30 protein-coding genes and 2 pseudogenes are annotated in these 26095 nt (G+C 65.3%); 15 read left to right on the top strand and 17 right to left on the bottom strand.

Annotated elements, in window-relative coordinates:
• Positions 1-165: 165 nt before the first annotated feature.
• Both ACFWPK_RS32985 and ACFWPK_RS32980 read right to left on the bottom strand, forming a co-directional pair.
• Positions 166-1548, bottom strand: coding sequence for a thymidine phosphorylase (locus ACFWPK_RS32985; RefSeq protein ID WP_378922520.1), 1383 nt, complete (start codon positions 1546-1548; stop codon positions 166-168).
• Between the two features lie 19 nt (positions 1549-1567).
• On the bottom strand, positions 1568-1981 hold the full coding sequence (locus ACFWPK_RS32980) for a cytidine deaminase (protein ID WP_378922518.1): 414 nt from the start codon (positions 1979-1981) through the stop codon (positions 1568-1570).
• Between the two features lie 290 nt (positions 1982-2271).
• Between ACFWPK_RS32980 and sdhC the strand changes: the two genes are divergently transcribed.
• The 4 genes from sdhC to ACFWPK_RS32960 are packed head-to-tail and all read left to right on the top strand — an operon-like array spanning position 2272 to position 5668.
• On the top strand, positions 2272-2676 hold the full coding sequence (gene sdhC, locus ACFWPK_RS32975) for a succinate dehydrogenase, cytochrome b556 subunit (RefSeq protein WP_378922516.1): 405 nt from the start codon (positions 2272-2274) through the stop codon (positions 2674-2676).
• A 1-nt stretch (position 2677) separates the two neighbouring features.
• Complete coding sequence (locus tag ACFWPK_RS32970; protein ID WP_378922514.1) at positions 2678-3112, top strand: succinate dehydrogenase hydrophobic membrane anchor subunit; 435 nt, start codon at positions 2678-2680, stop codon at positions 3110-3112.
• Positions 3113-3128: 16 nt separating this feature from the next.
• The gene (gene sdhA, locus ACFWPK_RS32965; protein ID WP_378922512.1) at positions 3129-4898 is read left to right on the top strand and encodes a succinate dehydrogenase flavoprotein subunit; all 1770 of its coding nucleotides are present in this window, start codon (positions 3129-3131) and stop codon (positions 4896-4898) included.
• Entirely contained in the window at positions 4898-5668 is a 771-nt protein-coding gene (locus ACFWPK_RS32960) for a succinate dehydrogenase iron-sulfur subunit (protein WP_378922511.1), read from the top strand. Before sdhA ends, ACFWPK_RS32960 begins: the two co-directional genes overlap by 1 nt.
• An 80-nt stretch (positions 5669-5748) precedes the next feature.
• Here the strand turns inward: ACFWPK_RS32960 and ACFWPK_RS32955 are convergent, their stop codons facing one another.
• Positions 5749-6111: a YbaB/EbfC family nucleoid-associated protein gene (locus ACFWPK_RS32955; protein ID WP_378922509.1), complete on the bottom strand. Its 363-nt coding sequence runs from the start codon at positions 6109-6111 to the stop codon at positions 5749-5751.
• Positions 6112-6246: 135 nt separating this feature from the next.
• Here ACFWPK_RS32955 and ACFWPK_RS32950 point away from each other — a divergent pair, with 135 nt between their 5' ends.
• The 4 genes and pseudogenes from ACFWPK_RS32950 to ACFWPK_RS32935 all read left to right on the top strand — a co-directional run.
• Entirely contained in the window at positions 6247-6552 is a 306-nt protein-coding gene (locus tag ACFWPK_RS32950; protein WP_378922507.1) for a hypothetical protein, read from the top strand.
• A complete protein-coding gene (locus tag ACFWPK_RS32945; protein ID WP_378922505.1) occupies positions 6549-7763 on the top strand; it encodes a WXG100 family type VII secretion target in 1215 nt (404 codons plus the stop codon). Before ACFWPK_RS32950 ends, ACFWPK_RS32945 begins: the two co-directional genes overlap by 4 nt.
• Before the next feature lie 25 nt (positions 7764-7788).
• Positions 7789-8292, top strand: a complete 504-nt coding sequence (locus tag ACFWPK_RS32940) for a hypothetical protein (RefSeq protein ID WP_378922503.1) — start codon at positions 7789-7791, stop codon at positions 8290-8292.
• A 42-nt stretch (positions 8293-8334) separates the two neighbouring features.
• Positions 8335-8490, top strand: a pseudogene (locus ACFWPK_RS32935) (succinate dehydrogenase iron-sulfur subunit); the annotation flags it as partial.
• Positions 8491-8979: 489 nt separating this feature from the next.
• Here the strand turns inward: ACFWPK_RS32935 and ACFWPK_RS32930 are convergent.
• Both ACFWPK_RS32930 and ACFWPK_RS32925 read right to left on the bottom strand, forming a co-directional pair.
• Entirely contained in the window at positions 8980-9063 is an 84-nt protein-coding gene (locus ACFWPK_RS32930; RefSeq protein WP_378922524.1) for a CxxxxCH/CxxCH domain-containing protein, read from the bottom strand.
• A gap of 148 nt (positions 9064-9211) precedes the next feature.
• On the bottom strand, positions 9212-10102 hold the full coding sequence (locus tag ACFWPK_RS32925) for a fructosamine kinase family protein (RefSeq protein ID WP_378922501.1): 891 nt from the start codon (positions 10100-10102) through the stop codon (positions 9212-9214).
• A gap of 205 nt (positions 10103-10307) precedes the next feature.
• Between ACFWPK_RS32925 and ACFWPK_RS32920 the strand changes: the two genes are divergently transcribed.
• Positions 10308-11537: a cytochrome P450 gene (locus ACFWPK_RS32920; RefSeq protein WP_378922499.1), complete on the top strand. Its 1230-nt coding sequence runs from the start codon at positions 10308-10310 to the stop codon at positions 11535-11537.
• A 28-nt stretch (positions 11538-11565) separates the two neighbouring features.
• Positions 11566-12282: a TetR/AcrR family transcriptional regulator gene (locus tag ACFWPK_RS32915; RefSeq protein WP_378922497.1), complete on the top strand. Its 717-nt coding sequence runs from the start codon at positions 11566-11568 to the stop codon at positions 12280-12282.
• 40 nt (positions 12283-12322) lie between these two features.
• Here the strand turns inward: ACFWPK_RS32915 and ACFWPK_RS32910 are convergent, their stop codons facing one another.
• Together ACFWPK_RS32910 and ACFWPK_RS32905 are read right to left on the bottom strand one after the other, a co-directional pair.
• Positions 12323-12994, bottom strand: coding sequence for a RadC family protein (locus ACFWPK_RS32910; RefSeq protein ID WP_378922495.1), 672 nt, complete (start codon positions 12992-12994; stop codon positions 12323-12325).
• 114 nt (positions 12995-13108) lie between these two features.
• The gene (locus tag ACFWPK_RS32905; protein ID WP_378922493.1) at positions 13109-13291 is read right to left on the bottom strand and encodes a type II toxin-antitoxin system VapB family antitoxin; all 183 of its coding nucleotides are present in this window, start codon (positions 13289-13291) and stop codon (positions 13109-13111) included.
• Between the two features lie 247 nt (positions 13292-13538).
• On the opposite strand from ACFWPK_RS32905, the gene ACFWPK_RS32900 reads away from it, so the two are divergent.
• Positions 13539-14435: a phenylalanine 4-monooxygenase gene (locus ACFWPK_RS32900; RefSeq protein WP_378922491.1), complete on the top strand. Its 897-nt coding sequence runs from the start codon at positions 13539-13541 to the stop codon at positions 14433-14435.
• Positions 14436-14588: 153 nt separating this feature from the next.
• Positions 14589-15272: a SnoaL-like polyketide cyclase gene (locus ACFWPK_RS32895; protein WP_378922489.1), complete on the top strand. Its 684-nt coding sequence runs from the start codon at positions 14589-14591 to the stop codon at positions 15270-15272.
• Here the strand turns inward: ACFWPK_RS32895 and ACFWPK_RS32890 are convergent, their stop codons facing one another.
• Positions 15273-15857 carry a TetR family transcriptional regulator gene (locus tag ACFWPK_RS32890; RefSeq protein ID WP_378922487.1) on the bottom strand — a complete coding sequence of 195 codons (585 nt, stop codon included), beginning with the start codon at positions 15855-15857 and terminating at the stop codon, positions 15273-15275.
• Positions 15847-17358, bottom strand: coding sequence for an MFS transporter (locus tag ACFWPK_RS32885; RefSeq protein ID WP_378922485.1), 1512 nt, complete (start codon positions 17356-17358; stop codon positions 15847-15849). The genes ACFWPK_RS32890 and ACFWPK_RS32885 overlap by 11 nt, the downstream gene beginning before the upstream one ends.
• A gap of 104 nt (positions 17359-17462) precedes the next feature.
• On the opposite strand from ACFWPK_RS32885, the gene ACFWPK_RS32880 reads away from it, so the two are divergent.
• Positions 17463-18779, top strand: a complete 1317-nt coding sequence (locus tag ACFWPK_RS32880; protein WP_378922483.1) for a D-alanyl-D-alanine carboxypeptidase family protein — start codon at positions 17463-17465, stop codon at positions 18777-18779.
• A 22-nt stretch (positions 18780-18801) separates the two neighbouring features.
• Here the strand turns inward: ACFWPK_RS32880 and yhjD are convergent, their stop codons facing one another.
• The 3 genes from yhjD to ACFWPK_RS32865 are packed head-to-tail and all read right to left on the bottom strand — an operon-like array spanning position 18802 to position 21864.
• On the bottom strand, positions 18802-19824 hold the full coding sequence (gene yhjD, locus ACFWPK_RS32875; protein ID WP_378922481.1) for an inner membrane protein YhjD: 1023 nt from the start codon (positions 19822-19824) through the stop codon (positions 18802-18804).
• A 41-nt stretch (positions 19825-19865) separates the two neighbouring features.
• Entirely contained in the window at positions 19866-20897 is a 1032-nt protein-coding gene (gene trpS / locus ACFWPK_RS32870) for a tryptophan--tRNA ligase (RefSeq protein WP_378922479.1), read from the bottom strand.
• Between the two features lie 22 nt (positions 20898-20919).
• A complete protein-coding gene (locus ACFWPK_RS32865) occupies positions 20920-21864 on the bottom strand; it encodes an oxygenase MpaB family protein (protein WP_378922477.1) in 945 nt (314 codons plus the stop codon).
• A 103-nt stretch (positions 21865-21967) separates the two neighbouring features.
• Between ACFWPK_RS32865 and ACFWPK_RS32860 the strand changes: the two genes are divergently transcribed.
• Complete coding sequence (locus ACFWPK_RS32860) at positions 21968-22627, top strand: TetR/AcrR family transcriptional regulator (protein WP_378922475.1); 660 nt, start codon at positions 21968-21970, stop codon at positions 22625-22627.
• Between the two features lie 152 nt (positions 22628-22779).
• Here ACFWPK_RS32860 and ACFWPK_RS32855 read toward each other — a convergent pair whose 3' ends face one another.
• The 5 genes and pseudogenes from ACFWPK_RS32855 to ACFWPK_RS32835 form a co-directional block, all read right to left on the bottom strand.
• Positions 22780-23040: a hypothetical protein gene (locus ACFWPK_RS32855; RefSeq protein ID WP_378922473.1), complete on the bottom strand. Its 261-nt coding sequence runs from the start codon at positions 23038-23040 to the stop codon at positions 22780-22782.
• Positions 23041-23148: 108 nt separating this feature from the next.
• Positions 23149-23628, bottom strand: a complete 480-nt coding sequence (locus tag ACFWPK_RS32850) for a barstar family protein (RefSeq protein ID WP_378922471.1) — start codon at positions 23626-23628, stop codon at positions 23149-23151.
• Positions 23628-24122, bottom strand: a complete 495-nt coding sequence (locus tag ACFWPK_RS32845) for a ribonuclease domain-containing protein (protein ID WP_378922469.1) — start codon at positions 24120-24122, stop codon at positions 23628-23630. Before ACFWPK_RS32845 ends, ACFWPK_RS32850 begins: the two co-directional genes overlap by 1 nt.
• Positions 24119-24259: pseudogene (locus ACFWPK_RS32840) on the bottom strand (exodeoxyribonuclease III); the annotation flags it as partial. The gene ACFWPK_RS32845 and the pseudogene ACFWPK_RS32840, both read right to left, overlap by 4 nt.
• A gap of 120 nt (positions 24260-24379) precedes the next feature.
• Positions 24380-24610: a hypothetical protein gene (locus ACFWPK_RS32835; protein WP_378922467.1), complete on the bottom strand. Its 231-nt coding sequence runs from the start codon at positions 24608-24610 to the stop codon at positions 24380-24382.
• Positions 24611-24910: 300 nt separating this feature from the next.
• On the opposite strand from ACFWPK_RS32835, the gene ACFWPK_RS32830 reads away from it, so the two are divergent.
• A complete protein-coding gene (locus tag ACFWPK_RS32830) occupies positions 24911-26050 on the top strand; it encodes a helix-turn-helix transcriptional regulator (RefSeq protein ID WP_378922465.1) in 1140 nt (379 codons plus the stop codon).
• Positions 26051-26095 lie beyond the last annotated feature (45 nt).

Below are 26095 nucleotides of genomic sequence, written 5' to 3'. Positions count from 1 at the left end.
GTTAGACGCCGGTGCGTACGCGACGAAGGAGCAAGCAACGGCGTCTAACCGGCGGCCCCTCAGGGCCGCGGACACGCGCGCGCCAGCGCGCCGATAAACACAGCGTCAAACCTGCCTGGGACTACCGAACCCAGGAAATCCCTTCCATGCCCACCAAACCCCAGGTCACCCGATCCTGCCGAGGACCAGTTCCCCGGGCTTCGCCTCGGATCCAGCTTCGACAGCCACCGCGTCCGAGAGAGCAGCCAGCGCTCCGGCGAAGGCATCCGGCGTATCGGTGTGCAGGGTGAGCAGCGGCTGACCGGCCACCACGGCATCTCCCGGTTTGGCGTGCATCTCGATACCCGCCCCCGCCTGCACCCGCTCACCCTGGCGAGTACGACCGGCGCCGAGCCGCCACGCGGCGATGCCGATACCCATGGCGTCGAGCCGGGTGAGCACACCGGCGGACTCGGCGCGGACGATCTCGGTGTGCCTGGCGGTCGGCAACGGCGCATCGGGATCTCCACCCTGCGCCTGGATCATCGCGCGCCAGTGATCCATGGCCCGACCGTTGGCGAGCACGTCGGCGGGATCGATGTGCAGCCCGGCCTGCGCGACCATCTCCCGCGCCAGCGTCAACGTCAGCTCGACCACATCCGCTGGGCCCCCGCCGGCGAGAACCTCCACCGACTCGGCGACTTCCATCGCATTACCCGCGGTCCGCCCGAGCGGGGTATCCATCGCAGTGAGCAGCGCGACGGTCTTCACGCCCGCATCGCGCCCGAGTTCGACCATCGCGGTGGCGAGTTCGCGAGCACCGTCGAGGGTCTTGAGGAAGGCCCCCGATCCGACCTTCACATCGAGGACCAGCGCCGCTGTTCCCTCGGCGATCTTCTTGCTCATGATCGAACTGGCGATCAACGGGATCGACTCGACGGTGCCGGTCACATCGCGCAGCGCGTAGAGCCGCTTGTCGGCGGGGGCGAGATCGGCACCCGCGGCGCAGATCACCGCTCCGATCGCCGGATCGGCCAGGATCTCGCGCATTCGGGGGACAGTCACGTCGGCCTGCCAGCCGGGGATCGACTCGAGTTTGTCCAATGTCCCGCCGGTGTGCCCGAGCCCGCGGCCGGACAACTGCGGCACCGCCGCTCCACACGCGGCCACCAGCGGAGCCAGCGGGAGGGTGATCTTGTCGCCGACCCCACCGGTCGAATGCTTGTCGACGGTCGGCCGCGGCAGATCGGTGAAGTCCATCCGGCTGCCCGACCCGATCATCGCCGCCGTCCACCGCGCGGTCTCGCGCCGGGTCATCCCCCGCCACACGATCGCCATGGCCAGCGCCGACATCTGCTCGTCGGCCACGACCCCCCGGGTGAACGCATCCACCACCCAGTCGATCTGTGCGTCGGACAGCTCCCCGCCGTCGCGCTTGGTAGTAATGACCGAAACCGCATCTAATCCGCCTCCCCGCGCCTTCGGGCCAGACTCAGGCGCAGGCAGGCTCGCATTGGCGACCGGCAGCAAGTGGGTGGAGCGTTCGTTCGTTCCCGACGAGTTACCCATGTGCCCACTAAATCAGTGGTTACGTGCCTTCGCCAGCCCGGCCGACTGCCAGATCATCCGGCCCGAAGGCATAAGGCAGTAGCTCCGACAGCGGCTTCGGGCCCTCGGGGTGATCCACCAGTAGTTCGCCCCCGCCGTGTTCGAACAGCAGCTGTCGGCAACGCCCACACGGCATCAGGATTTCACCCCGGGAATCGGTCACCGATACGGCGATGAGACGCCCGCCACCCGACGCGAATAAGTTACCGACGAGTACACATTCGGCACACAGGGTTAGCCCATATGAGACATTTTCCACATTGCATCCGCTCACAATTCGGCCATCCGCGCTGAGAGCAGCGGCGCCGACCGGGAAACCCGAGTACGGGGCATACGCCGACCCCATAGCGCGAATTGCCATGTCATGCAACGTATTCCAGTCGATTTCGGGCATCGGAAACCTCCAGCTGATCCCGCCGAACACCGGGAAACAGGGGCCGGAACACCAGTATCCGGCAATGGGAAAGGTAAACCTAACTCGCCTGTTTTACGCGCAACGCACGGCACGCCGAATTAGTTCCGCGAAACAGAGGGGATTAGAGTTCACCGAAGATCGGTTCAGGTTCCCGGCGGCGGGCCAGCGCTCGAGAATACAGCGCAGCCACCTGGGCATTTGCCTCTCCACGCATGCCGGCGTCGGATCTGTGACCGGGTCCATCAACGACGTTGGAGGCACCGCACTCTATGACCACGATAGAAGCTCCGGCTCCGGCCCAGCCGAAGCGGAAGACGCTGTACCGCGGCGACCCCGGCATGTGGTCCTGGGCGCTGCACCGGATCACCGGTGTCACGCTGTTCTTCTTCCTCTTCGTACACGTGCTGGACACGGCACTGGTCCGGGTCAACCCGGACACCTACGACCATTCCATCGCGCTCTACAAGAACCCCGTCGTGGCGTTGATGGAGATGGGCCTCGTCGTCGCCGTCCTGTTCCACGCCCTCAACGGCGTCCGGGTCATTCTGGTCGACTTCTGGTCCCAGGGTCCGCGATACCAGAAGCAGATGCTGTGGATTGTTCTCGCCATCTGGGTTCTGGTCTCCGCCGCCGGCGTCGGCCGCCAGTTCTTCTACCTGCTGACGGAGCACTGATATGTCTGCACCTGTCCTCGGCAAGTCCTACGATCGCCCGGCCAGCCTCGACTCCCCCCGCTCGCCGCGTGGCAAGTCGAACGGCAACTTCGAGAAGTACGCATGGCTGTTCATGCGCATCTCCGGCCTGTTCCTGATCGTGCTGGTGCTCGGCCACATGTTCATCATGCTGATGATCGACGGTGGCGTGAACCGCCTGAACTTCGCGTTCGTGGCCGGTCGCTGGTCCAGCCCGTTCTGGCAGTTCTGGGACCTGTCCATGCTCTGGCTGGCGCAGCTGCACGGCGGCAACGGCCTGCGCGTGATCATCGACGACTACTCCCGCAAGGACTCCACCCGGTTCTGGCTCAAGGTCATCCTGGCGGTTTCGATGGTCGTGATCGTGAGCGTCGGCACGTACGTCATCTTCACCTTCGACCCCAACATCACAGGTTAGGAACAGGCCACCTCGCATGAGTGAATCCCGTCCGATTCAGGAGCATCGCTACGACGTGGTCATCGTCGGCGCCGGTGGCGCGGGCATGCGCGCGGCGATCGAGGCCGGTCCGCGCGCTCGCACCGCGGTCCTGACCAAGCTGTACCCGACCCGCAGCCACACCGGCGCGGCCCAGGGTGGCATGTGCGCCGCGCTGGCCAATGTCGAAGAAGACAACTGGGAATGGCACACCTTCGACACCGTCAAGGGTGGCGACTACCTCGTCGACCAGGACGCCGCGGAGATCATGGCCAAAGAGGCCATCGACGCGGTCATGGACCTGGAGAAGATGGGCCTGCCGTTCAACCGCACGCCCGAGGGCAAGATCGACCAGCGTCGTTTCGGTGGCCACACCCGTGACCACGGCAAGGCGCCCGTGCGTCGCGCGTGTTATGCCGCCGACCGCACCGGTCACATGATCCTGCAGACGCTCTACCAGAACTGCGTCAAGCACGACGTCGAGTTCTACAACGAGTTCTACGTGCTCGACCTGGTGATGACCGAGTCCGATCGTGGCCCCGTCGCCACCGGCGTCGTCGCCTACGAGCTGTCCACCGGCGACATCCACATCTTCCACGCGAAGTCGATCGTGTTCGCCACCGGCGGCTCGGGCCGGATGTACAAGACCACCTCGAACGCGCACACGCTGACCGGTGACGGCATGGCGATCGTGTTCCGCAAGGGCCTGCCGCTCGAGGACATGGAGTTCCACCAGTTCCACCCGACAGGCCTCGCGGGCCTGGGCATCCTCATCTCCGAGGCGGTCCGTGGTGAGGGTGGCATCCTGCGCAACGCCTCCGGTGAGCGCTTCATGGAGCGCTACGCCCCCACCATCAAGGACCTCGCGCCGCGTGACATCGTCGCCCGCTCGATGGTGCTCGAGGTGGCCGAGGGCCGTGGCGCCGGTCCGAACAAGGACTACGTCTACATCGACGTGACCCACCTCGGCGCCGACGTGCTCGAGGAGAAGCTGCCCGACATCACCGAGTTCGCGCGCACCTACCTCGGCGTGGACCCGGTGACCGAACTGGTGCCGGTCATGCCGACCTGCCACTACGTCATGGGCGGTATCCCGACCAAGATCCGTGGCGAGGTGCTGCGCAACAACACCGACGTGGTCCCCGGCCTGTATGCCGCCGGTGAGTGCGCGTGCGTGTCGGTGCACGGCGCGAACCGTCTGGGCACCAACTCGCTGCTCGACATCAACGTGTTCGGCCGTCGCGCCGGCATCGCGGCCGCCGAGTACGCCAACCGCACCGAGTTCACCGAGATGCCGGAGAACCCGTCGCAGATGGTGATGGACTGGCTCGAGCTGATCCTGTCCGATCACGGCAACGAGCGCGTGGCCGACATCCGCACCGAGCTGCAGGCCACGATGGATGCCAACGCGGGCGTGTTCCGCACCGAGGAAACCCTCAAGAAGGTCCTCACCGACATCCACACGCTCAAGGAGCGCTACACCCGGATCACGGTGCAGGACAAGGGCAAGCGCTACAACAGCGACCTGCTCGAGGCCGTCGAGCTGGGATTCCTGCTCGAGCTGGCCGAGGTCACCGTCGTCGGCGCGCTCAACCGCAAGGAATCGCGTGGTGGCCACGCCCGCGAGGACTACCCGGACCGCGACGACACGAACTTCATGCGGCACACGATGGCGTACAAGGAGGGGCCGGAGCTCATCTCCGAGATCCGCCTCGACTTCAAGCCGGTGGTGCAGACCCGCTACGAGCCGATGGAGCGTAAGTACTGATGACTGCTGCAGTCGATACCGCCAAGCAGAAGCCGGCGCCGGTGCCGGAGGGCTCGGTCATGGTCACCGTCAAGATCGCCCGGTTCAGCACCGAAGACGACAAGGGCGCGCACTGGGATTCGTTCCAGGTGCCGGTCCTGCCGACCGACCGTTTCCTCAACGTGCTGATCTACATCAAGTCCTACCTGGACGGCACGCTCACCTTCCGGCGCTCCTGCGCCCACGGTGTGTGTGGTTCGGATGCCATGCGGATCAACGGTGTGAACCGGCTGGCCTGCAAGGTGCTGATGAAGGACATGCTGCCCAAGGGCGACAAGACCCTCACCATGACCGTCGAGCCGATCCGCGGCCTGCCCGTGGAGAAGGACCTCGTGGTCGACATGGAGCCGTTCTTCGACGCGTTCCGCGCCGTGAAGCCCTACCTGATGACCTCGGGTAACGAGCCGACCCGCGAGCAGATCCAGAGCCAGGCCGACCGCGCCCGCTTCGACGACACCACCAAGTGCATCCTGTGCGCCTGCTGCACCACGTCGTGCCCCGTCTACTGGACCGACGGCAGCTACTTCGGCCCGGCCGCGATCGTGAACGCCCACCGCTTCATCTTCGACAGCCGTGACGAAGGCGCCCGCGAGCGCCTCGACATCCTCAACGACGTCGAAGGTGTCTGGCGCTGCCGCACCACCTTCAACTGCACCGACGCGTGCCCCCGCGGCATCGAGGTCACCAAGGCGATCCAGGAAGTCAAGCGAGCCCTGCTCTTCACCCGCTGATCTTCCCGCGTTACGTCACGGGCCGCCCGCATCCGAGATGCGAGCGGCCCCTGGCATTTGCGCGCTGTCGACCTTGTCGTCTAGCGAAAGTACGACTGATTTCGCCGTTCGTTCATTTCGATAAGCTCTTCCTCTGTCAGGTCGTCATCGAGATCAACCGACCGCGCTTGCTCGAGCGGCTGAGGAGCCAATGGCCGTTCGGTTGCCAGGGCGATAGATTCCAGTACATCATCCAGTCGGGGATCAGCCTTCAATTCCGCCATGCGCTCGCGAACATTCTGTCTGGCCTCGACCAGTGCCTCTTTGGTGAGCTGCACGATCAGCGCGGCTAGCTCCTTGCCATACGGGGTCACGGATTCGGCGATACGAAGCGACTCGAGCGTGCCGTCCGCGGAAACCTCTACGGAAACACCATGTCGCCCAGCGCCTGCACGGTCGGTCATCAACGCTCGATGGACCGCTTCCATCCGTCCACTGATCGGATCAACATCAGACCTCATCGAGCTTAAACCGCCTCCCCAGTCATCGATACAGTTGTGCTAGCGTATCAACCCGTCCACCGGGGAGAGGATTGCAGCTTGTCCGACCTATATGTCGACGCTGATGGAATCAACGGAATGATCGGAGCACTTGCCGCATCGCAGGACGCGCTCAGCAGAGTACCTACCAGCGGCTTCATTGCAGCGATCGAAACCGCCCTTCCAGGATCCGGACTCGGTCATACGTATATGAAAGCCGGGTGGCGTGGTAGCGCGAGCATTCGTGGCGTAGGGGGGCAGCTTGTGGAAATAAACAATGCCGCGACGCACAGTGTGGCCGAGTATCAAGCCCAGCAACAACGTCAGGTAACTGAGTTCGAGAACCTTGAAAATGGCCCACGATGACCTCGACCCCGCCGACTGTGTCGCAAATCAAGAGCTGGTCGTTCGCAGCCCTGATCAGCCAGGCAGACGAGTGGGCGACCAGCACCCAATTGATTACTGCCGAGCATTCGACCATCGCCACGCAGATGTCCGATTCACCCGGATTCTGGAGGGGGCCCGCGGGTGATGCGATGCGGACCAAGAGTGACGAAGCGCGAACTTCCCTCTCGAAAGTAATCGGAGCATTCGAAGACTCACACAAAGCCACACGTTCCATTGCGCAAATTCTCGGATTTGCAAAGGCGGCGGCCGTCGATGCAATATCCGCTGCCGAGGAATTGAAACTAAAAGTGAGCGAAGATGGTTCCGTCGACTATTCCGAAGAACTTATGGCATGGTTGATCCACGAGGAAAAGCAGAATCTAACTACCGCGCTCGCGATAGCAAAGAAGTTGGCTCGACAGCATGAAATTTCGGTGAAGACAAGTCTTATCAACGCAGCCCAGGCGGCAGAAGACTCCCGAACTGCGATCAACAACATCTTTGCTGAGGTTCCGATCCCACCCAACGCCGAGCTCGATGAGATCAAATTCAGTCAGCAGACGGGCGTCGATCCCGCCGGTATGACAAAGTGGCCGGACGGCGCATTAGCTGCGAGCCTCGAAGGCCTCGAGGTTATATCGCTAGGAAAAATCGACGTTGAACCAAAAGAAGTTACACAGAGCGAAGCTGATATGCTCAACAGCCTTAGCCTCGCAGACCAAGCACGCTTTCTCGTTCTATCCGACGAAGCGTCGAAGGCAGCTGAAGAGGCCTACCCCAACATCCCCACCCAGGACAGTCATGTAGATGCATATCGACATACCTACTGGAACGCGATGTTGACACAGGAATTCGGGCCAGAATGGACTCAGGAATACGCCACTAAACACGAAGGGCGAGCAGATAACGCGGCGGTGCGCGAAGCCATGGACCTGCACAATAACGAAGTCGGACGTCGCATAGGCGCGGAAAACCCGCAGGCAAGCTCCGCCGAGATGCGGGAATTGGTACAGCAGGCTGTCGACGGCGGCGACACCGTCCTCATTGACCAAGACCAGAACCTGGCTTGGACCAGAGATGTAAAACCGGGCGCTTCGGTCGTTTCTTCGGACTTCGATCAGAACCCAATATTCTTACCTGGAACACCTTTGCCGAATAGTCAACCTTCGCCGGATAGGCCAAATTCGTGAACACGGAGCAGAGGTCATAGACGCCATGTCAATTTATCGATGGAAAGCCATTTCCGTACTCCTACTGACAGTCAGCGCTGCAACCTTGCCAGGATGCAATGCGATAAGCTCGAGCGACTCGGTCGAGATCGCCGCAGAACCTGCGGGTTGGGACGGCCCATTTTCCCAATTACTCGCCTCACATAACAGTGCCCGGCTGGGCGATATCGTCCAAAGCACAGGTATTCCCGTCGGCGACTGGGATCGGCTGTATAGCTTCACTGGGGATTCTTCATCCGAACGTATCAATAGCATTATCGGCGTCAGTGACATCGAATGGAAAAACCGTTCGCGCAGCACTGAATCCACAATGCACGTCTTTATGAAGAACAAAGAGGTCATATACGCATTTGACGATCAGCGACCCCGCAACGGCATGACCAGCGACATATACTCGACACCGACATCATCGGTGACGCCACGCGCAATTGAGCGAGGCTACCCCACAAACGATACGATCTGGGTGCTCGACATCAGGGGCGGAGCGTAAGCCAGTTCTTCCGCGCCCGGTTCCACGGGCCACGAAACGTGCAACGAAGGCGCCCGCGAGCGCCTCGACATCCTCAACGACGTCGAGGGTGTCTGGCGCTGCCGCACCACCTTCAACTGCACCGACGCGTGCCCCCGCGGCATCGAGGTCACCAAGGCGATCCAGGAAGTCAAGCGAGCCCTGCTCTTCACCCGCTGATCTTTCCCGCTCGGCGCAGGCCGTCTACACCGAAAGGTGCGGGCGGCCTTTGTCGTTCGTGGGGACTTGCGGGGAATGACGAGAGGGTGGATAGTGTTACTATCCATAGTAGATAGTGTCAGTATCCATTCTGGGAGTACTTATGATCACCCTCATCGCTCTCGTCGGCTCGCTCGTCGTCTTCCGCACGCTCGGAGCACTCGGCGTGACCCGGTTCGCCTCGTGGTCCGTCAGCGCCGCCCACGCACTGGCCGTCATGCTGGTGATGACGGGAACCGCGCACTTCATGCCCGCGAGCGTCACCGTGATGCCCAACTACGCCGACATGGTCGCCATGATCCCGCCCTTCGTCCCGTTCCCCGGCTTCATGGTTCTGGCCAGCGGCGTTCTGGAACTACTCGCCGCGCTCGGCCTGATCCTGACCCGTACCCGCCGGCTCGCAGGCTGGGCCCTGGTCCCCCTGTTCCTCCTGCTGCTGCCCGCCAACATCTACGCGGCCCTCAACGACGTTCCCTTCGCGGGAGAGCCCGCATCGCCGCTGTGGCAGCGAATCCCGGAACAGGTGCTGTACATCGGGTTCGCCGTATGGGCGACCCGTTCGGCGTCTCGCGCCCTGCCCGTGGCGCCGCGACGGGAACCGTCGACGGTCTGAATACCGATCCCATGAGGCCGTCACCACTGAACGATGGTGGCGGCCTCGGCCGTTCCCCAGCGAGACGAACTAGCGATAGGGGGCTGCGGCGTCCAAGACGGCGGTTCGATAGGAACGGCCGAAGAGGATGGCGTGGACCAGTAAGAGGTGGAGTTGGTGGAGGGGAATGCGGGTCTGCCAGTCGGGGGCGAGGGGCTGAACTTCGTTATAGGCGGCGATGATTCGGGGAAGGTAGGGCGCACCGCCGAAGAGGGAGAGCGTGGCCAGGTCGGTTTCGCGGTGGCCTCCGTGGGCGGCGGGGTCGATCAGCCAAGGGGTGTCGGCTGGGCCCCAGAGGATGTTTCCCGGCCAGAGGTCGCCGTGGATTCGGGCGGGGGGTTCGGTGGGGGCTTCGATGTGAATTGATTCGAGGTGGGTGGCGTCGGCGGGGTCGAGGGCGCCCGCGTCGACGGCGAGTTTCAGGTACGGCAGGATTCGGTGTTCGCGGTACCAGGTCGGCCAGTCCTCGCCGGGAGTGTTGTCCAGGGGCAGTCCGGCGAGGAAACCCTCGGTGGCAGCGCCGAATTCGGGGGCGCCCGCATCGTGGGTGACGGCCAATCCGGCACCGAACCGTTCGGCGGCAACGGCGGTCGGTTCGGCGTGGTCGACCCACTGCATCAACAACAGTTCGCCGGTCTGGGCATACAGCTGCGGCACCGCGACCCCACCGGCCGCCCGCAACCATCGAAGCCCGTCCGCTTCGGCTTCGAAAAGCCCTGGCGGAGCGGGCACGGGCTCGGCGGTCGGGACGGCGGATACCCCGCCCGGCCAGGTCTTCAGGAACAGATGGGTCCCGTCATCGAGCACGATCCGCTCGGCGACACTGATCGACCCACCCGCGACAGGCGTAGTCCGCAGCCGCTGATGGGCGAGAAACGTCGGCAGCAGGTGCGGGTTCGCACGCAGAAACGGCAAGTCCACGCCGCCATCTTGCCCACGCACAGGCGGTGACGGTCGGCGAATCGGGAGATCCCACCCCCTCGCCACCCGGCCGCAAGAGACCGACCCCCTTTGTAAACGGGTATTACTAAACACTGTTCACAAACAGGCTCGGCATGGTTTCATCTTCATGAACGTGTTCCACGTCACGTTGCGACGTTGACGCACCGGACCAAAGGAGATAGCTGTGACCAGCACAAACCTTCCCGCGGGGTTCGATTTCACCGATCCCGACCTGCTCGCCAGCCGTTTGCCGATCGAAGAGTTCGCCGAGTTGCGGCGGACCGCGCCGGTCTGGTGGTGCGCGCAGCCCGACCGCGCCAGCGGGTTCGACGACGGCGGGTACTGGGTGGTGTCCAAGCTGGCCGACATCAAGGAGATCTCGAAGAATCCGGAGGACTTCTCCTCGCACGAGAACACGGCGATCATCCGGTTCAACGAGGAGACCACGCGCGAGCAGATCGACATGCTCGGCAACATGCTGATGCTGAACCTGGATCCGCCGCAGCACACCAAGATCCGGCGGATCGTGTCGAAGGGGTTCACCCCGCGCGCGGTGGAGAACCTGCGGGCCGCGCTCACCGAGCGGGCCGAGCGGATCGTGTGGGAGGCCAAGAAATCCGGTCGCGGCGACTTCGTCGAGCAGGTGGCCGTCGAGTTGCCGCTGCAGGCGATCGCCGAACTGCTCGGCGTCCCCCAGGAGGACCGCCGCAAGATCTTCGACTGGACGAACCAGATGATCTCCTACGACGATCCGGAGTTCGAGGGCAACCACCACACCGCGACCGCCGAGGTGATGGGCTACGCATGGAACATGGCCGAACAGCGCCGCGGCTGTCCGGCGGCCGACATCGTCACCCAACTGGTGAACGCCGACATCGACGGCGAGCACCTCGGCTCCGACGAGTTCGCGTTCTTCGTCATCCTGCTCGCGGTCGCCGGCAACGAGACCACCCGCAATTCGATCACCCACGGCATGAAAGCCTTCGTGGACAACCCGGATCAGTGGGAGCTCTACAAGGAGCAGCGCCCGCGCACCGCACCCGACGAGATCGTGCGCTGGGCAACGCCGGTGACCGCCTTCCAGCGCACCGCGACGCGCGACCTCGAACTCGGCGGGCAGCAGATCAAGCAGGGCCAGCGGATCGGATTGTTCTACAGCTCGGCCAATTTCGATGAAACGGCCTTCGCCGACCCGTTCCGGTTCGACATCCTGCGCGACCCCAACCCGCACGTCGGCTTCGGCGGCACCGGCACGCACTACTGCGTCGGCGCGAATCTGGCCCGCCTGGAGATCGACCTGATGTTCAATGCCATTGCCGACGCGATGCCGAATCTGCGCCAGGTCGCCGACCCGGTGCGCCTGCGCAGCGGCTGGCTCAACGGCATCAAGCGCTGGGAGGTCGAATACGCTTGAACCGACACGTGATCGAGGGGATGGCCGGGTGACAGGCAAGGTACGTGGCCGCGCGCCGGTGGTGACCGATGCCGATATCCGGCGGGTCACGCGCGCGCTGCTGGCCGAGCAGGGCGCCGACGCGGTCACCCTGCGGGCGATCGCGCGCGAACTCGGCGTCACCGCGCCGGCGCTGTATCGGCACTATTCCTCGCGCGATGAGCTGATCGAGCGGATGCGGGTGGAATTCTGCGCCGATCTCGCCGAGTTCCTCTCGACCGAGATCGAGCCGCTGCCCGACGACGGCGCGGTGCAGTTCCTGGCCATCTGCCGGGGTTTCCGGCACTGGGCGCTGGCGAATCCAAGGGAGTTCACCCTGGTGTTCGCCTCGCCCAGCTCGGAACGGTCGATGATGCGCCGCTTCGACGAACCCTTCGGCCGGATCTTCCTCGCCGCCGCGGGCAGGCTACTGGCGAACTTCGAGATCGCCACCCCACCGGGCGAGTCCATCCCGGCCGCGCTGCGCGACGACCTCATCGGCTTCCAGACCGACCTGCTCGCCATGCTCTCGGAGTCCGGCCAGAAGTTCCCCGCCGAAAAGCTGGACCTGGGTGTCACGTACCTGATGGTGCAGATCTGGGCTCGCCTGTTCGGCCACGTCACCCTCGAGGTGTTCGGCAACTATCCGATCCCCCTGGCGGACCCGGAGATCATGTTCGATGCCATGCTCTCTGACCTGGCTCGCACCACCGGTTTCGCCGACTGAGAACACCGGGTTGCTACCGGCCTGAAGGCAACGCCATCGGTCACGCGAAAGGTGGCGCGGTGGACCAGATTTCGCCTCCGATGACGATGTGGTCGAGGTAGCGCAGACCTACTGTGCGGGCGGCTTGGTGAAGCAGGGTGCTGGCGCGGCGGTCGTCGGGGCTGGGTGTCGGGTCGCCGGAGGGGTGGTTGTGGACAACGGCGAAGGCTCGGCCGTCGTGGCGGAGGACGGTGTTGAGGATTTCCCTGACGGGGACGGCTACGTGGTCGATGGCGCCTTCGGCGACGAAAGCACGGTGGCGCAGGCGGTTTTGGGTGTCGCAGATGAGGACGAGGAGGCGCTCTACGCGGGCACCCGCGAACAGTGGGATCGCCACGGCCGCGATGTCCTCGGGGGTGCTGAGCTGAGGTAGCGAATCGGTGGGTGTGCGGGAGCGGGTGCCGAGGTGGAAGGCGGCGACGACGGTGGCGGCTTTGGCCGGGCCGATGCCCGCGCGGGCGGCCAGTTCTTCGGGGCGAGCGGAAGCCAGTTCCGCCAAACCGCCGTAGTCGCCGATCAATTGGGCGGCGACTTCCAGCGCGGACTGGCCGCGAGTGCCCTGGCCGAGCAGCAATGCCAGTAGTTCGCCGTCGCTGAGCGCATGTGGGCCGAGCATGAGCAATCGCTCACGCGGGCGTTGGGCGACAGGCAAACTCGCGATCGGAACCGACATCGTATCCCCCTGCGGATCGGTGACTGACTCCGATAATCGCAGGGGGTACCGACAGATTCGGGCTACCCCTCGGCCACACGTCGGTGACGCAACCCCGAACCTGGACCTACCCCACTAGGTGGGCTCCGCGCTGAAAACCGAATCAGCCATCAACCGTTCCAAATTGCGTAGCTGACGTTCGTGCACCACGATGCGGCGCAGCGCCTCGTTGACGGTCGCATTGCTGTCGGCGGTGCCCATGATGTCGGCGGCAGCGGCCAGCAGGCGCTGATCGAGATCTATTCGCAGGGTGCGCACACAACCTCCTCTTCTTACGAACGCAATCTTGCGTGATGGCTGCTCGGCGCGTCCGCTAATTCACCGCGTCGTTACCGAAACCACGCGTTCGCAAGTCCGCACAGCGGCGGTCGGCAGCAGTCAGCAAGCACACAGAAAACACAGTTCACCGCCGGAATCCGACCGCGACCAACCCTGCAACTGTGCAGTTTGCGCAGTTGTCGGCGAGGTTGTTGTCGCGACGGGAATGCGGTGATTGCCTGGAGTCATGTTCACCGAGGCCCAGCTCTACTCGCCGGTGACGCGCGAGCGTGACGGCGACGTGACAGTGCATCTGAGCGATGACCACCCCGGCGTGCACGACGAGCACTACCGCGCACGCCGTAACGCCATCGCCGCACTGGCACTCGACCACTCCCCCGGCACTCCCGCACCGCACATCGACTACACCGACGACGAACAGCAGGTGTGGCGGATCGCCTCGGCGGAGCTGGCCCGCAAACACGAGGTCTACGCCTGTCGTGAGGTCAGGCAAGCTGCCGACGCCCTCGCCCTTCCGCACGATCACATCCCGCAGCTCGACGAGGTATCGCGGCTGCTCAGCCCGCTCACCGGCTTCCGGTACGTGCCCGCCGCGGGCTTGGTTCCGCTGCGTGAGTTCTTCGGTTCCTTCGCCGAGCGCACCTTTCACTCGACCCAGTACATCCGCCACCACTCCGCCCCGCTCTACACCCCGGAACCCGATGCGATCCACGAGATCATCGGCCACGCCAATCAGATCGCCAGCCCGCGTTTCGCGGCACTGTACGAGACGGTCGGCGCGGCGGTGGCCAGGCTGGAGACCGACGTCGCGCTGAAATTCCTCGCCGATGTCTTCTGGTTCTCGCTGGAGTTCGGCGTGGTCCGCGAGAACGATGAAATCCGTTGCTACGGCGCCGGACTGCTGTCGTCCTATGGCGAGATCGACGAATTCCGGCACGCTCGGCTGCGTCCGCTCGATGTCGCGGAGATGGGCACCATCGCCTACGACATCACGCACTATCAGCCGGTGCTGTTCTGCGCGGATTCGGTGGATCAGATCGTCGGCGTGCTCGGCGAATTCTTCGCGACCATGGACGACGAGACCCCGGCCAGGCTCGGTCACCCCACCCAGCCGGTGTCCTAGCTACCTCCGAAAGCATTGCTGCAGAACAACGTTCGACATTTTGCGTTTCTCACTTGTTGAGACCTGACACGCGCAACCGATGCGTGACTGTTACTTTCGACCCGTTCTTCAAGCTTTGTGAAAGGGTCGGGTAGACCGAAAATGACTGTGGACGTGACAGATACGCAGGCCGAGCAGAACCCGGAACCGGAGGCGCCCCTGTGGCTGCAGGGCCGGGAAGCCGTGATCGCCGCCGCGGCGCCGGAGGAATGGCGCGGCAACGTTCCCGACTATGAACTGAGCCACGAGGTGATCCCGCGCGAGCGCAGCGTCGAGCACGCGCCCGGCTCGCTCGAGGCGATCGTCGAAGATCTGGTGAAGGTCTTCGAAATGGAGGTCTCGCACAAGGCCGACCCCGCGACGTGGCTGTCGGTGGTGGCCGATCAGTACCGTGGCCGGGTCAACGGTGGTGCGTGGCAGGACGCCGAGGAGTTCGCTCGCATCGGCAGCTACAACATCCTGATCGGCGACAACCCGTTCTACGATGCCGAGAACGAGACCTTCGATTCCTCGCACCACATCTTCCACACCGCCTTCCCCGGCGGCTTCTTCTGGGAGGTACTGGAAGTGCTGTCGGGTCCGCCGACCGTGAGCGTGCGGTGGCGGCACTGGGGCAAGTTCGAGGGCGAGTACAAGGGCCACCAGCCAACCGGTGAGCACATCGAGATGTTCGGTGTGACCATCGCGCGGGTGAGCGAGGACCTGCGCATCCTCGAGCTGGAGCACTTCTACGACAACAACAAGCTGCTCGGCCCGCTGGCGCACGGCTGCCCGGTGCAGCACGGCAAGGCGCAGTGATCAGGCCCGATCGTCGAACGGCAGGCCTGCCTGCAGGAATGCCAGGGCGTCACCGACATTGGTGACATTCATCGGGGTGGCGGGCGCGATGGCGAGCATGGAGCCGATCATCGCGCCCGCGGCCACCCGCACATCGAAATCGTCGGCGGACCGGCCGGTGTAGTCGGCCAGCATCTGGGCGGCGAGTTCGATACTGCGCAGGAATTCCAAACCGATCGCCGAGCGTAGTTCCGGCACGTGGAACAGCAGCGCCTGCCGTTCCTGCTCGAAGGCGAGATCGGCGGGCGACATCCGCCCGAACACCGCCGTGGTCGCGGTGCGGATGGCGGTGATCGGATTCAGGCCGCGCGGGAGCGTGGCCAGCTCCTCGATCATCACCGCGTCCTGATCGTCGGCGATGACCAGCTGTTCCTTGGTCGGGAAGTAGCGGAAGAAGGTGCTCGGGGATACCTCGGCCGCCGCCGCGATCTGCTCCACCGTCGTCTCGGTGTAGCCCTGTTCCCGGAACAGCCGGAACGCCTCGACCCTGATGGTTCGGCGGGTCCGCTCCTTCTTCCGCTCGCGCAGCGACATCTCAACCGACATGTATCGATTCTGCCGCATCCGTGTCGGTCACCGGTTCCGTCGGTCGCCGCAGCCACAGCGCGGTGACGAGTCCGGCGGCCAGACACAGCGCCGCGCACAGCCCGAGCATGGTGTCCATGCCCGCGACGAAGGCATGCTGGACCTGCGCCAGCATCGCCGGATCACCGGTCTCGCGCGCGAGGGCGACGCCCGCGTTGACACCGTCGGAGATCGGCGCGCGGTCGAGCTCGCCGAGGTCGGCCCGGTACCGGGTGGACAGCACGGTGCCGAGCACAGCGACGCCGATGGTGCCGCCCGCCTGCCGAAGTGCTTGCAGCAGCGCCGAACCCGACCCCGAACGGGCGACGGTCAGTTCACCCATCGCCAGGCCGACCGCGGCGGGCATCACCATGCCCATACCGGCACCGAGCACCGTCGTCCACAGGGCGGTCAGCCCGTAGCCGCTCTCGACCGTGGTGAACGCGCCGAGTCCGAGGCCACCCCCGAGCACGAGCAGCCCGGCGGTGATCACCGCCCGCACCCCGAGCCGGGGCAGCAGCAGGTCGACCAGTCTGCTGCCGATGACGAGTCCGCCGATCAACGGCAGCAGTCGCAGCCCGCTGCCGAGTGCGTCGACGCCGAGCACGGCCTGGAAGTACTGCGGGACGGTGAAGAACATGCCGAACATGGCGAAGCTGACCAGGAGCGAGATCGCGGTGCCCCACCGGAAGCCGGGCGCGGCGAACAGCGCGAGGTCGATCAGCGGATACTCGGCGCGGCGCTGCCACCACCCGAACACGGCCAGCGTCGCCACCCCGGCCCCGACGACGAGCCAGCCGACCGGGTCGTCCCAGCCGCGTTCGCCGAGCCGGATGAAGCCGTAGGTCAGCCCGAGCATGCCTGCCGCCGAGAGCAGTGCGCCGAGGAGATCGACGCGAAAGACGGTGTCACTGCGTGATTCCGGCACCAGGGTGGCGACGGCCAGCGCGCCGATGACGACCAGCGGCACGTTGATCAGGAACACCGAACCCCACCAGAAGTGCTGCAGCAGCCAGCCGCCGAGAATCGGGCCAAGTGGCAGGCCGATGGCGGTCGAGGTGACCCAGATCGTCAGCGCGCGCTGCCGCTGGGCGGGGTCGGTGAACAGCACCGGCAGCACCGACATCGACAGCGGCACCAGCGCGGCGGCGGCGATGCCGAGCACCACCCGCGCCACGATCAGCTGACCGGCGGATGCGGCGAACGCGCAGGCCACCGAGGCCGCACCGAACAGCACGAGCGCGGCGAGCAAGATCTTCTTGCGCCCGTACCGGTCGCCGAGCGCGCCCGCGGGCAGCATCAGCGCGGCAAGGGCCAAGGTGTAGGCGCTGCTGAACCATTGCAGCGCAGCGGTATTCGCGTCCAGGTCGACCGCGAGCGTCGGGATGGCGACGGTGAGCACGGTGACGTCGAGTCCGATGGTGAGCATCGCCACGGCGAGCGCGCCGAGCGCGAGCCAGCGGCGGGTGTCTTCCGTCCGCATATCTCCTCCAAAATGAGAGTGTCTACTTTTTGATAGTAACTCTCATTTGCGAGTTGGTGTCAATAGTCACTCCACTCGGGCAGTGACTACTAGGCTGCGAGGCGATGAGGATTCGCGAAGTCGGCCTGCGCGCCGCATGCTTTCTCGGCGCTGCCGTCACCGTCACCGCTCTCGCAGGCGCTCCCGCTGTCGCCGTACCCGCCGGGCCGCCGACCATCGCGCCCGCACCGGGTGGACCGAATACGACGACCACACCGCCGTTCACCACGCCGAACACCGACGACTGCCCACAGAAGACGCAGCCGCCCGCACCGATCGACACCTCGGAGGTGCCTGCACCCGGCGAACCGACACCGAGTCAGCTGCCGGTTCCCTCCCCCGCGATCGGCGGTCAGCGGATGGGCGACTGCGGCGTAGTCGTGCCCGACGGCGCGCCCCCGGTTCCCGCCGAGATCTCGGCCACCGCGTGGATGGTCTCCGACCTCGACACCGGTCGCGTGCTCGCCGCCAAGGACCCGCACGGCCGCTACCGCCCCGCCAGCACCATCAAAGTCGCCCTCGCCATCGTGGCGCTGCGCAGCCTGGATCTGGACAAGGTCGTGATCGGGACGCAGGCCGACGCCAACGTCGACGGCACCCGGGTCGGCATCGGCCCGGGCGGGCGCTACACCAACCGCCAGCTCATGCAGGCCCTGATCATGTGCTCGGGCAACGACGCCGCCCACGCCATCGCCACCCAGCTCGGCGGCGACAAGGCCACCGTGGCGAAGATGAACGAGGTGGCGAAGTCGTTGCGCGCGCTGGACACTCGCGCGGCGACCCCGTCCGGCCTCGACGGGCCCGGCATGAGCACCTCGGCCTACGACCTGTCGGTACTGTTCCGCGAGGCGATGAACATCCCGCTGTTCGCCGAACTGATCCACACCGAGCAAGTCGACTTCCCCGGTTTCCCCGCCGACCCCGAGATCCCCGGCGACAAGGATCACCCCGGCTTCCCGATCGGCAACGACAACCAGTTGCTCTACAACTACGAGGGCGCGATCGGCGGCAAGACCGGTTTCACCGACGACGCCCGGCAGACCTTCGTCGCCGCCGCCGAACGCGACGGACATCGCCTGGTCGTCACCCTGCTCAAAGCCGACGTCCGCCCGATCCGGCCATGGGAGCAGGCGGCGCGACTGCTGGACTACGGTTTCGCCCTCGACAGCGACGCCAGGATCGGCAAGCTGCCCGAATCAGGCAGTGAGGCAATACAACCCAGCGTTCCCCTGGCGACCCCACCGCCCCGTGCCGACGGTTCCCAAGCCGAGCCCGTACGACCGGCACACCAGGGCGCCCGCATCGCCACCCTGATCGGCGGCCCTGTGCTGGTCGTCGTACTGCTGCTGTGGGCACGCAGGGCATGGCGCGGCAGGCGCTGACACCAACGCACATGACCTGGGACTACCGGCGTTTGCCGACCAGCATCAAGGCGAGCGCCGCGACAGCCCCTGCCCCGAAATAGGCGGCGCCCGCCCCGGTCGACATCGAGTGCTCGACCACCCGCGGCCGGATGACCACCGCGTTCGGCGGCGCGACCGTCGCAGCACTCTCGTTGTCCGACGACGTGGCCGCCCACGCCGTCGCGAACAGCAGAATCCGGTAGGAGATGTAGCTGAACACCATCAGGCCGATGATCGAGCCGAACGTCGCACCCACCGGGCTGGACAGCACCACCCGCAGGTAGATCGCAGCGATGATCTTGAAGATCTCGAAGGCCAGCGCCGCCAGCACCGCCGCCCTTGCCGCGCTGCGCAACGACACCGGCTCGCGCGGCAGCCGCGCGATCATCCACGCGAACACCGCCCACGACGCGAGCAAGCCGAGCGCGATCGAGACCAGCCGCAACACCAGCGTCGCCCCGGGCAGATGGTCCGCGCCGAGCAGTTCGAGCACCCGCTTGCTCAGCCCGCTCGCGGAGATCGCCGACAATCCGAGCGAGACCGCGAAGGCGAGGCCGAGGCCGACCAACGCGCCGATGTCCGACAGTTTGGCCAGCCACCAAGGCTTTTCGGGACTGTGGCTCGCCCACTGCTCGGTGAGCGCGGCCCGCAGGTTCGCGATCCAGCCGAGCCCGGTGTAAAGGCCGACCAGCAGGCCGATCACACCGACGGTGCCGCGGGAGTTCATCGCCTGTTCGATGAGGTCGTTGATCTGGGTGCCGAAGGAACTGGGAACCTTCTCGACGACCTTGTCCTGTAGCTCGGTGAGCAGATCCGGGTGTCCGGCCAGAATGAAACCGGCCACCGAGAAGGCCACCATCAGCAGCGGAAACAGTGACAGCACAGTGAAATACGTGATGCCCGCGGCATAGAAATCACCGCGCTGACTCTGGAACCGCCCACCCGCCCTGACCAGATGGTCCAGCCAGGGCCTGCGCCCGATCTGCTTCTCGACGCCGGCCGAGATGTTGTCGATCAACTGCATGTCGCGCGCCCCTTCAGCGAAAACCTCAGGTGCGCAACGGGTCAGCGAGCGAGGAAGCCAACCCGGTCGTACACCTGAGCAAGTGTGTTGCCTGCGATCTCACGCGCCCGCTCGGCACCCACGGACAGGATCCGGTCCAGTTCTGCCTGATCGGACAGGTATTCCTGCACCTTCTTCTGCACGGGCGTGACGAATTCGACCAGCGCGTCGGCCACCTCGGCCTTGAGATCACCGTAGCCCTTACCCTCGAAATTCACCTCGAGGTCGACGATCGGGATTTCGCGCAGCGAGCTCAGGATGACCAGCAGATTGCTCACGCCCGCCTTGTGCTCCGGGTCGTAGCGGATCTCGCGCTCGGTATCGGTGACGGCCGAACGCACCCGCTTGGCGGTGATCTTCGGGTCGTCGAGCAGGTTGATCAGCCCGGCGTCGCTGGAGGCCGACTTGCTCATCTTCGCGGTCGGATCCTGCAGATCGAAGATCTTCGCGGTGCCCTTGACGATGTGGGGCTCCGGCACGACGAAGGTCTTCTTGAAGCGGGTGTTGAAGCGCTGGGCCAGGTTTCGGGTCAGCTCGAGATGCTGACGCTGGTCCTCGCCGACCGGCACCTGGTGCGGGCGGTAGAGCAGGATGTCGGCGGCCATCAGTACCGGGTATGTGAACAGGCCGACGGTCGCGTTGTCGGCGCCCTGCTTGACCGACTTGTCCTTGAACTGGGTCATCCGGCCTGCCTCACCGAAACCGGTGATGCAGCTCAACACCCACGACAGCTCGGCGTGCTCGGGCACCTGACTCTGCACGAACAGGGTGGACTTCGCGGGGTCGATGCCGAGCGCGAGCAGCTGAGCGGCGGCGGCCTTGGTGCGCCCGCGCAGTGCCTTGGGATCCTGGCTGACGGTGATCGCGTGCATATCCGGAATGAAGTACAGCGCGTCGTACTCGTCCTGCATCGTCACCCAGTACTGCAGCGCACCCAGGTAGTTGCCGAGGTGGAAGGAGTCGCTGGTGGGCTGGATGCCCGACAGCACCCGCTGCTTGCGTTCGGCCGTCGCGGCCGGGGCAGGACTGGACATACCCCGAATCTTTCCATGCCGCTCAAGCGGAATTGCGCTGCACCCAGTTGCGCGGATCGACACCGGGCATGCTCGGGTGCCCTGTCTTCACCATGCGCTGTTCACGACGGGCCAGCAACTGGTAGGAGGGGGCGCTCGGCCCGGCGAGGGTGCCCGCGAGTACCCGAGGTGCCAGCGGTGGGGTGAGGTGGGCGGTGCGGATGCTGCGGCACAGCGCACGGTGGGCGAGTTCGTCGGCGATGCCCCACTCGATGCCGTACATCTGCCGGATCCGCGCCGGGAGACTGCCCTGCACCAGCAGATACAGCGCCGAGCCGACCTGCTCGGCGGGCGGACGCAGCCGGTAGGCCTTGCGGTGTCCTGCCAGATAGGAACCGACCAGGGCAGCTTCGTCGGTGAGGAACAGTTCGGTCGAGTTCAGATAGGTGTCGAAGTAGCGGCGGAAGGCCGGGTAGTCGGCGGGCGCGGCGTCGCGCGGCATGCCGAACAGCTCGCCCCAGCGGACATAGTCCTGGTAGAGGTCCTCCCGTTCGGTGGCGGTGAGTTCGCGCACCAGGCGGTCGTACATCGCCTCGGCCGAATCGAAGGTGAAGGCCATGGTCATGAACATCAGGTGCGGATCGTGGGCCGCGTAGGCGGTGCCCGCGGGATGGTGGGCGCCGGCGTCTTCGGGCAGGGTGCCGACCACCGCGTCGTGCTTGCGCCGGGTGAAGGCCAGCGCGCGATCGGCCTCGGCCAAGCTGCCGAGGAACACCGCTTCGAACAGGGCACCGGTGATGGCCAGGCGGGTGTAGGGGGTCTCCCGGTGCGCGGTGTGCTCGCTGGTGCCCACGAACAGCAGCGGATGCACCGCGCCGATCACCAGCGCCCGCACGCCGTAGGTCAGACCGACCGCGCGCTTGCTCATCACCCGCCGGATCATCGAATCGTCGGCGAAATATCCGGGTTCGCTCTGTCGTACAGCCATGCTGCGCCTCCTCGTCGAGTGCATCTGGCAATAGAATCCCCCAGAATTGATATTCTGGCAAGAGTCTCTACCAGAACCCCGCGGGAGGAGAGCGGCACGCACAATGGACGCCGTGGCAGCACAACGGACATACGGTGGCGTTTCGGCCCAGGAGCGCCGATCCCAGCGGCGGATCGCGCTGCTCGACGCGGCGCTCGACATCGTCGCCGAGGAGGGGCAGGCCAAACTCACCGTCGCAGGCCTGTGCGCCCGCGCCGGCCTCAACGAGCGCTACTACTACGAGAGTTTCGAACATCGCGACGGCGTGCTGGAGGCCCTGCTCGACCGCATCGCCGAGGAACTCACCGCGGCGATCGCGACGGCTCTGGCGACCGCCGCCCCCGACAGCCGCACCCAAGCCCATGCCGCGATCGACGCGGGTATCTCGGTGCTCACCGATGACCCACGCAAGGCGCACGCCGCCCTGATCGCCGGGATGGCGACGCCGGAACTCCGCGCGCGCACCGCACGGACGGTGCGCGCCTTCGCCCGTCTCGTCGCCGCCGAAGGCACCGGCTTCTACGGCGGTGCCGTCCCACAGAACCTGGTCGACTTCCGCGCGATCTACCTGGTCGGCGGCTTGACCCAGGCCCTCACGACCTGGCTGGCCGGCGACCTCGACCTCACTCGCGAGGAACTGATCGACCAGATCACCGAGGTGTTCGTACTCCTCGGCGACGACCTCGCCGGTCGCCATCGCGCGGCGACCCCGCCACCGCAGTGAGCACCGGGGTCGCCGCCGCGATCTAGGGCTCGTCGGCAGGCACCCGTTGATCTCGACCTCAAACTTTCGGTGTGGAACCGCTCGTCAGCACAGCCGCCAGATTGCCGATCAGGTCACTCGCCACCGGGGATTGCGGCAGCGATCGGCTGCGCCTACGCGGTCGGATACGGCGTGCAGTGACCGGGCGGGAGGCCCTCGCACTTCGAGGAAGAGCCTGCGGCCACCTGGGCGAGATCGGTGAGCAGGGCCCCGACGATGCCCTCGCCGGAACCGGAAGACGGTTCAGCGATCAGCCCCACATTCGCCTGCTGGGTGTAGATCTGCGGCGTCAGGTCGGCGTCGGCCGCCGCCATGCCGGTGGTCGCCGCCATGATCGCGGCGAAAACGCCCGCGCTCGCCAGTACTCGCTTCATTGTGTGCTCCTCGCCTGCGGCCTCGATAGCCGCACCGGCGACCACGATAGGCGGCCCCGAAGCGTTGCGGCAGCCGCGAATTCCGGTGGCATCAGAACATCCGGCTGATCACTCGGCGAGGGGCACAGCGGCAAAGGGCTCCGGGCCGCCTTGCAGGACGACGCGGAAGGCGACGTCGCGGCGCGACCAGTAGGCGGCGCAGTCGCGCATGGCGCCGCCGAGCCAGGCGCGCTCGGTGGGGTCATCGGCCAGCAGGTCGGCGGCAGTGCGTACCACGACGACATAGCCGGGAGCATCGCCGACGAAATCGTCCAGGTCACGCAGGCATTCGTCGAAGGCGTCCTTGTTGGCGCCGAAGTAGTACGGGAACTGGAAGGCGGCGGCGAATTCGTCGAAGAGTTCGGCGACGGTACGCATCTTGGCGCCGCGCAGTTCGCGGACCCGGTAGTCGGCGGGCGCGTCGTAGCGGACGCCGCTGAACTGGGCGGGGTCCACCGGCAGTGCGCCGAACACCGGCGGCGGGTGCGCTGCCGGTGTTTCGGCGGTGGGGCGAGCAAGGAACTGCGACAGCGTCATTCGCGAAGTCATCAGCGCATCCTGGTGAAGATTTCGTAGTGGTCGCCGGTGTACCAGGCGGAGCCGTCGCTGCCGGTGACGATGCGTTCGGCATCGCGACCCCGATTGCGCTGCTTGGGATTGACATCCCACTCCTGGTACTTCACCGGATTGCCCGCCGAATCCTTGGGCGGCAGTTTGGTTCCGCGGTTCATGAACTGCTCGCCGCCCTTGGTGCCCTGCGCGTTGGCCGATCCGGGCCAGCGACCCGCATCGATCTCGACGAGGGTGGCGTAGGCGCGGTCGGGCACACCGGCGGTCTTGGTGACCGGCGAGGCCGACGAATTCCCGGCGGGTGGGCCGGGTTTCGGCGCGTTGACGGTGGTGGTGATCCCGGCGACGGCCTGCGTGGTGGTCGTGGATGTGGTGCTCTCGGTACCGCGACCGCCGAACAGCGTCAGGCCGATGGCCACTAGGACCAGCACGAGTCCGCCGAGCAGGCTGAGAGTCTTGCGTGAGAGTTTCATCGGTATAGCACAGTAACCGGCGCGTGGTCGGACCCGCGCTGGTCGTAGGCGTCAGCGCGTTCGACGACGGCCTGCTTGGCGCGGCCGGACAGCTCGCTGCGGGCCAGCTGGTAATCGATTCTCCAAGCCAGACTGTTCGAATGGTTGACCACACCATCGTAGGCGACGCCTTCTGTAACCTGATAATTCGGGCCACACCACTGCCACTACCAACACCAGGAGTGGCACCAGAAACGCCACCACCAACCCGACAGTCATCAGAAGTCGGCCCGCGAACCGAGCGGTTCCGGTGCCGCAGCCTGTACGTCACGCTGTTCGGCCGCAGTAATCCACGCCTCGACGTTGTCCAACGACCCATGGCAGACGACACGAAACGGATTAGCCAACTGCCACCCGTACGGGGGTTCGCCCACCTTGCGCACACTCATCGAACGTTGAGCGGCACGCACGTTCAAAGCGTCTACTCGAGCGTTTACTGGGTCGCTCATGGTGTCGTCCTCCGCTCCCACCGAGCCAGCGCGGCCAGTAGCCGCCGGATTACCTCTGGCGGCGCAATCTCTACCGGGTTCGGGTGTTTGGGCTCAGGTATCCGTTGTGGGAGCACGGTTCCCCTCCTGCTCGGTGGCGAGCCTGCCCAGGTAACCGAGCTGGGTAGTTACCTGGGCGGCCCGTTGGCTACGGGACCTCTCCCCGCTCCGGTGTCAATCGTTCTCGGGTGTGGTGATCCGAAGGAGTGGCATCAGGGGTAGCAAGCAGACATAACCCGGATACCCGAGCATGATGGAGCGATGGACCGTAAACACGGTGTCGGCAAGCTGATTCGAGAGCTCCGCGACGCTCGAGGCTGGTCGCAAGGCAATCTCGCCGACGCGCTCACCGAGCAGTCGGGGCAAGCCATCAACCGGGAATCCATCTCCCGGTGGGAGTCGTGCAAACACAAGCCGTCGCTGTACTGGTTGCGACACCTAGCCTCAGTGCTCGACGTTCCTTTGGCTGTCATGGAGTCCGATGTGGATAGACGCAAATTCCTAGCCAGTTTCGCCGCTACAGCGGTTGCGCCAGGAATCGCGTCGGACCTTTTGGCACAGGGGTTTACGGCCCGTCTGCAAGGCGAAGGGCCATCGGTAGATCAGTGGGGGCACATACTCGTCGGCTATGGCGCCGATTACATGACCTCCGGTGCCGCAGACATCCAGAAACGTCTAGCGGTAGATCTCGCGATCATCCAACAACAGTGCGACACCCCGCGTATGTGGGCTCATGCCGCAAGGCTGATGACGTTGTTCGCCAAGACGTTCCCCGGCTCAGACGGAGCCAAGGCCGTGCAGTGGTACCGGATGGCCGCTGAGTCGGCCGACCGCTCCGGCGACGTAGACACTCGGGTCTGGGTACGTGGCCGGGCTGCAATAGCTCTCGGCTATGAAGGCGCATCCCTGCCGATCGCGAACATGTTCGCCGACCAGGCTCTAGAGATCTCGGATAGGCCCACTCTGGGCCGTCTGAACGCCATCTACGGCAAATCTCATTCCGCAGCGATCACCGGGGATCACGACACAGCCCGGGCACTCGATACCGAGGGCCGCAGGGTGTTTGATCAGTCCGGCTCAGAAGATGCCGAAGCATCCGACTACGCGGTTCCGTACTGGCGGCTCGGGGTGTTCCGGTCGTTGCTTCGCGCTCGGCTCGGTGACGAGTCCGACGCTATCGACGCTCAGGACGAAGCAAGGCGGTTGCTTCCGCCGACGCTGCCCAGGTTCGCTACCCATCTCGAGATGCACCGTGGGCTGATGCTGGTCCGCGCTGGTGACCGTGACGGCGGTACCGCGTATGCCCGTGCAGCGCTCGAGGCGCTACCTCCCGAGAAACACTCTCTGACTCTGCGAATGCTCATGGATGAGATAGAGACACCAGGCAACTCATTGGCCTGAGCCAGACGACACCCCCGGCAACTAGCCGGGGGTGTCTAGGTACGG

This window comes from Nocardia sp. NPDC058519, from assembly GCF_042719755.1.
Taxonomy (GTDB): domain Bacteria; phylum Actinomycetota; class Actinomycetes; order Mycobacteriales; family Mycobacteriaceae; genus Nocardia.
The sequence above is the reverse complement of the archived record's forward strand: the minus strand, read 5'-3'. Positions and strand labels throughout refer to the sequence as shown.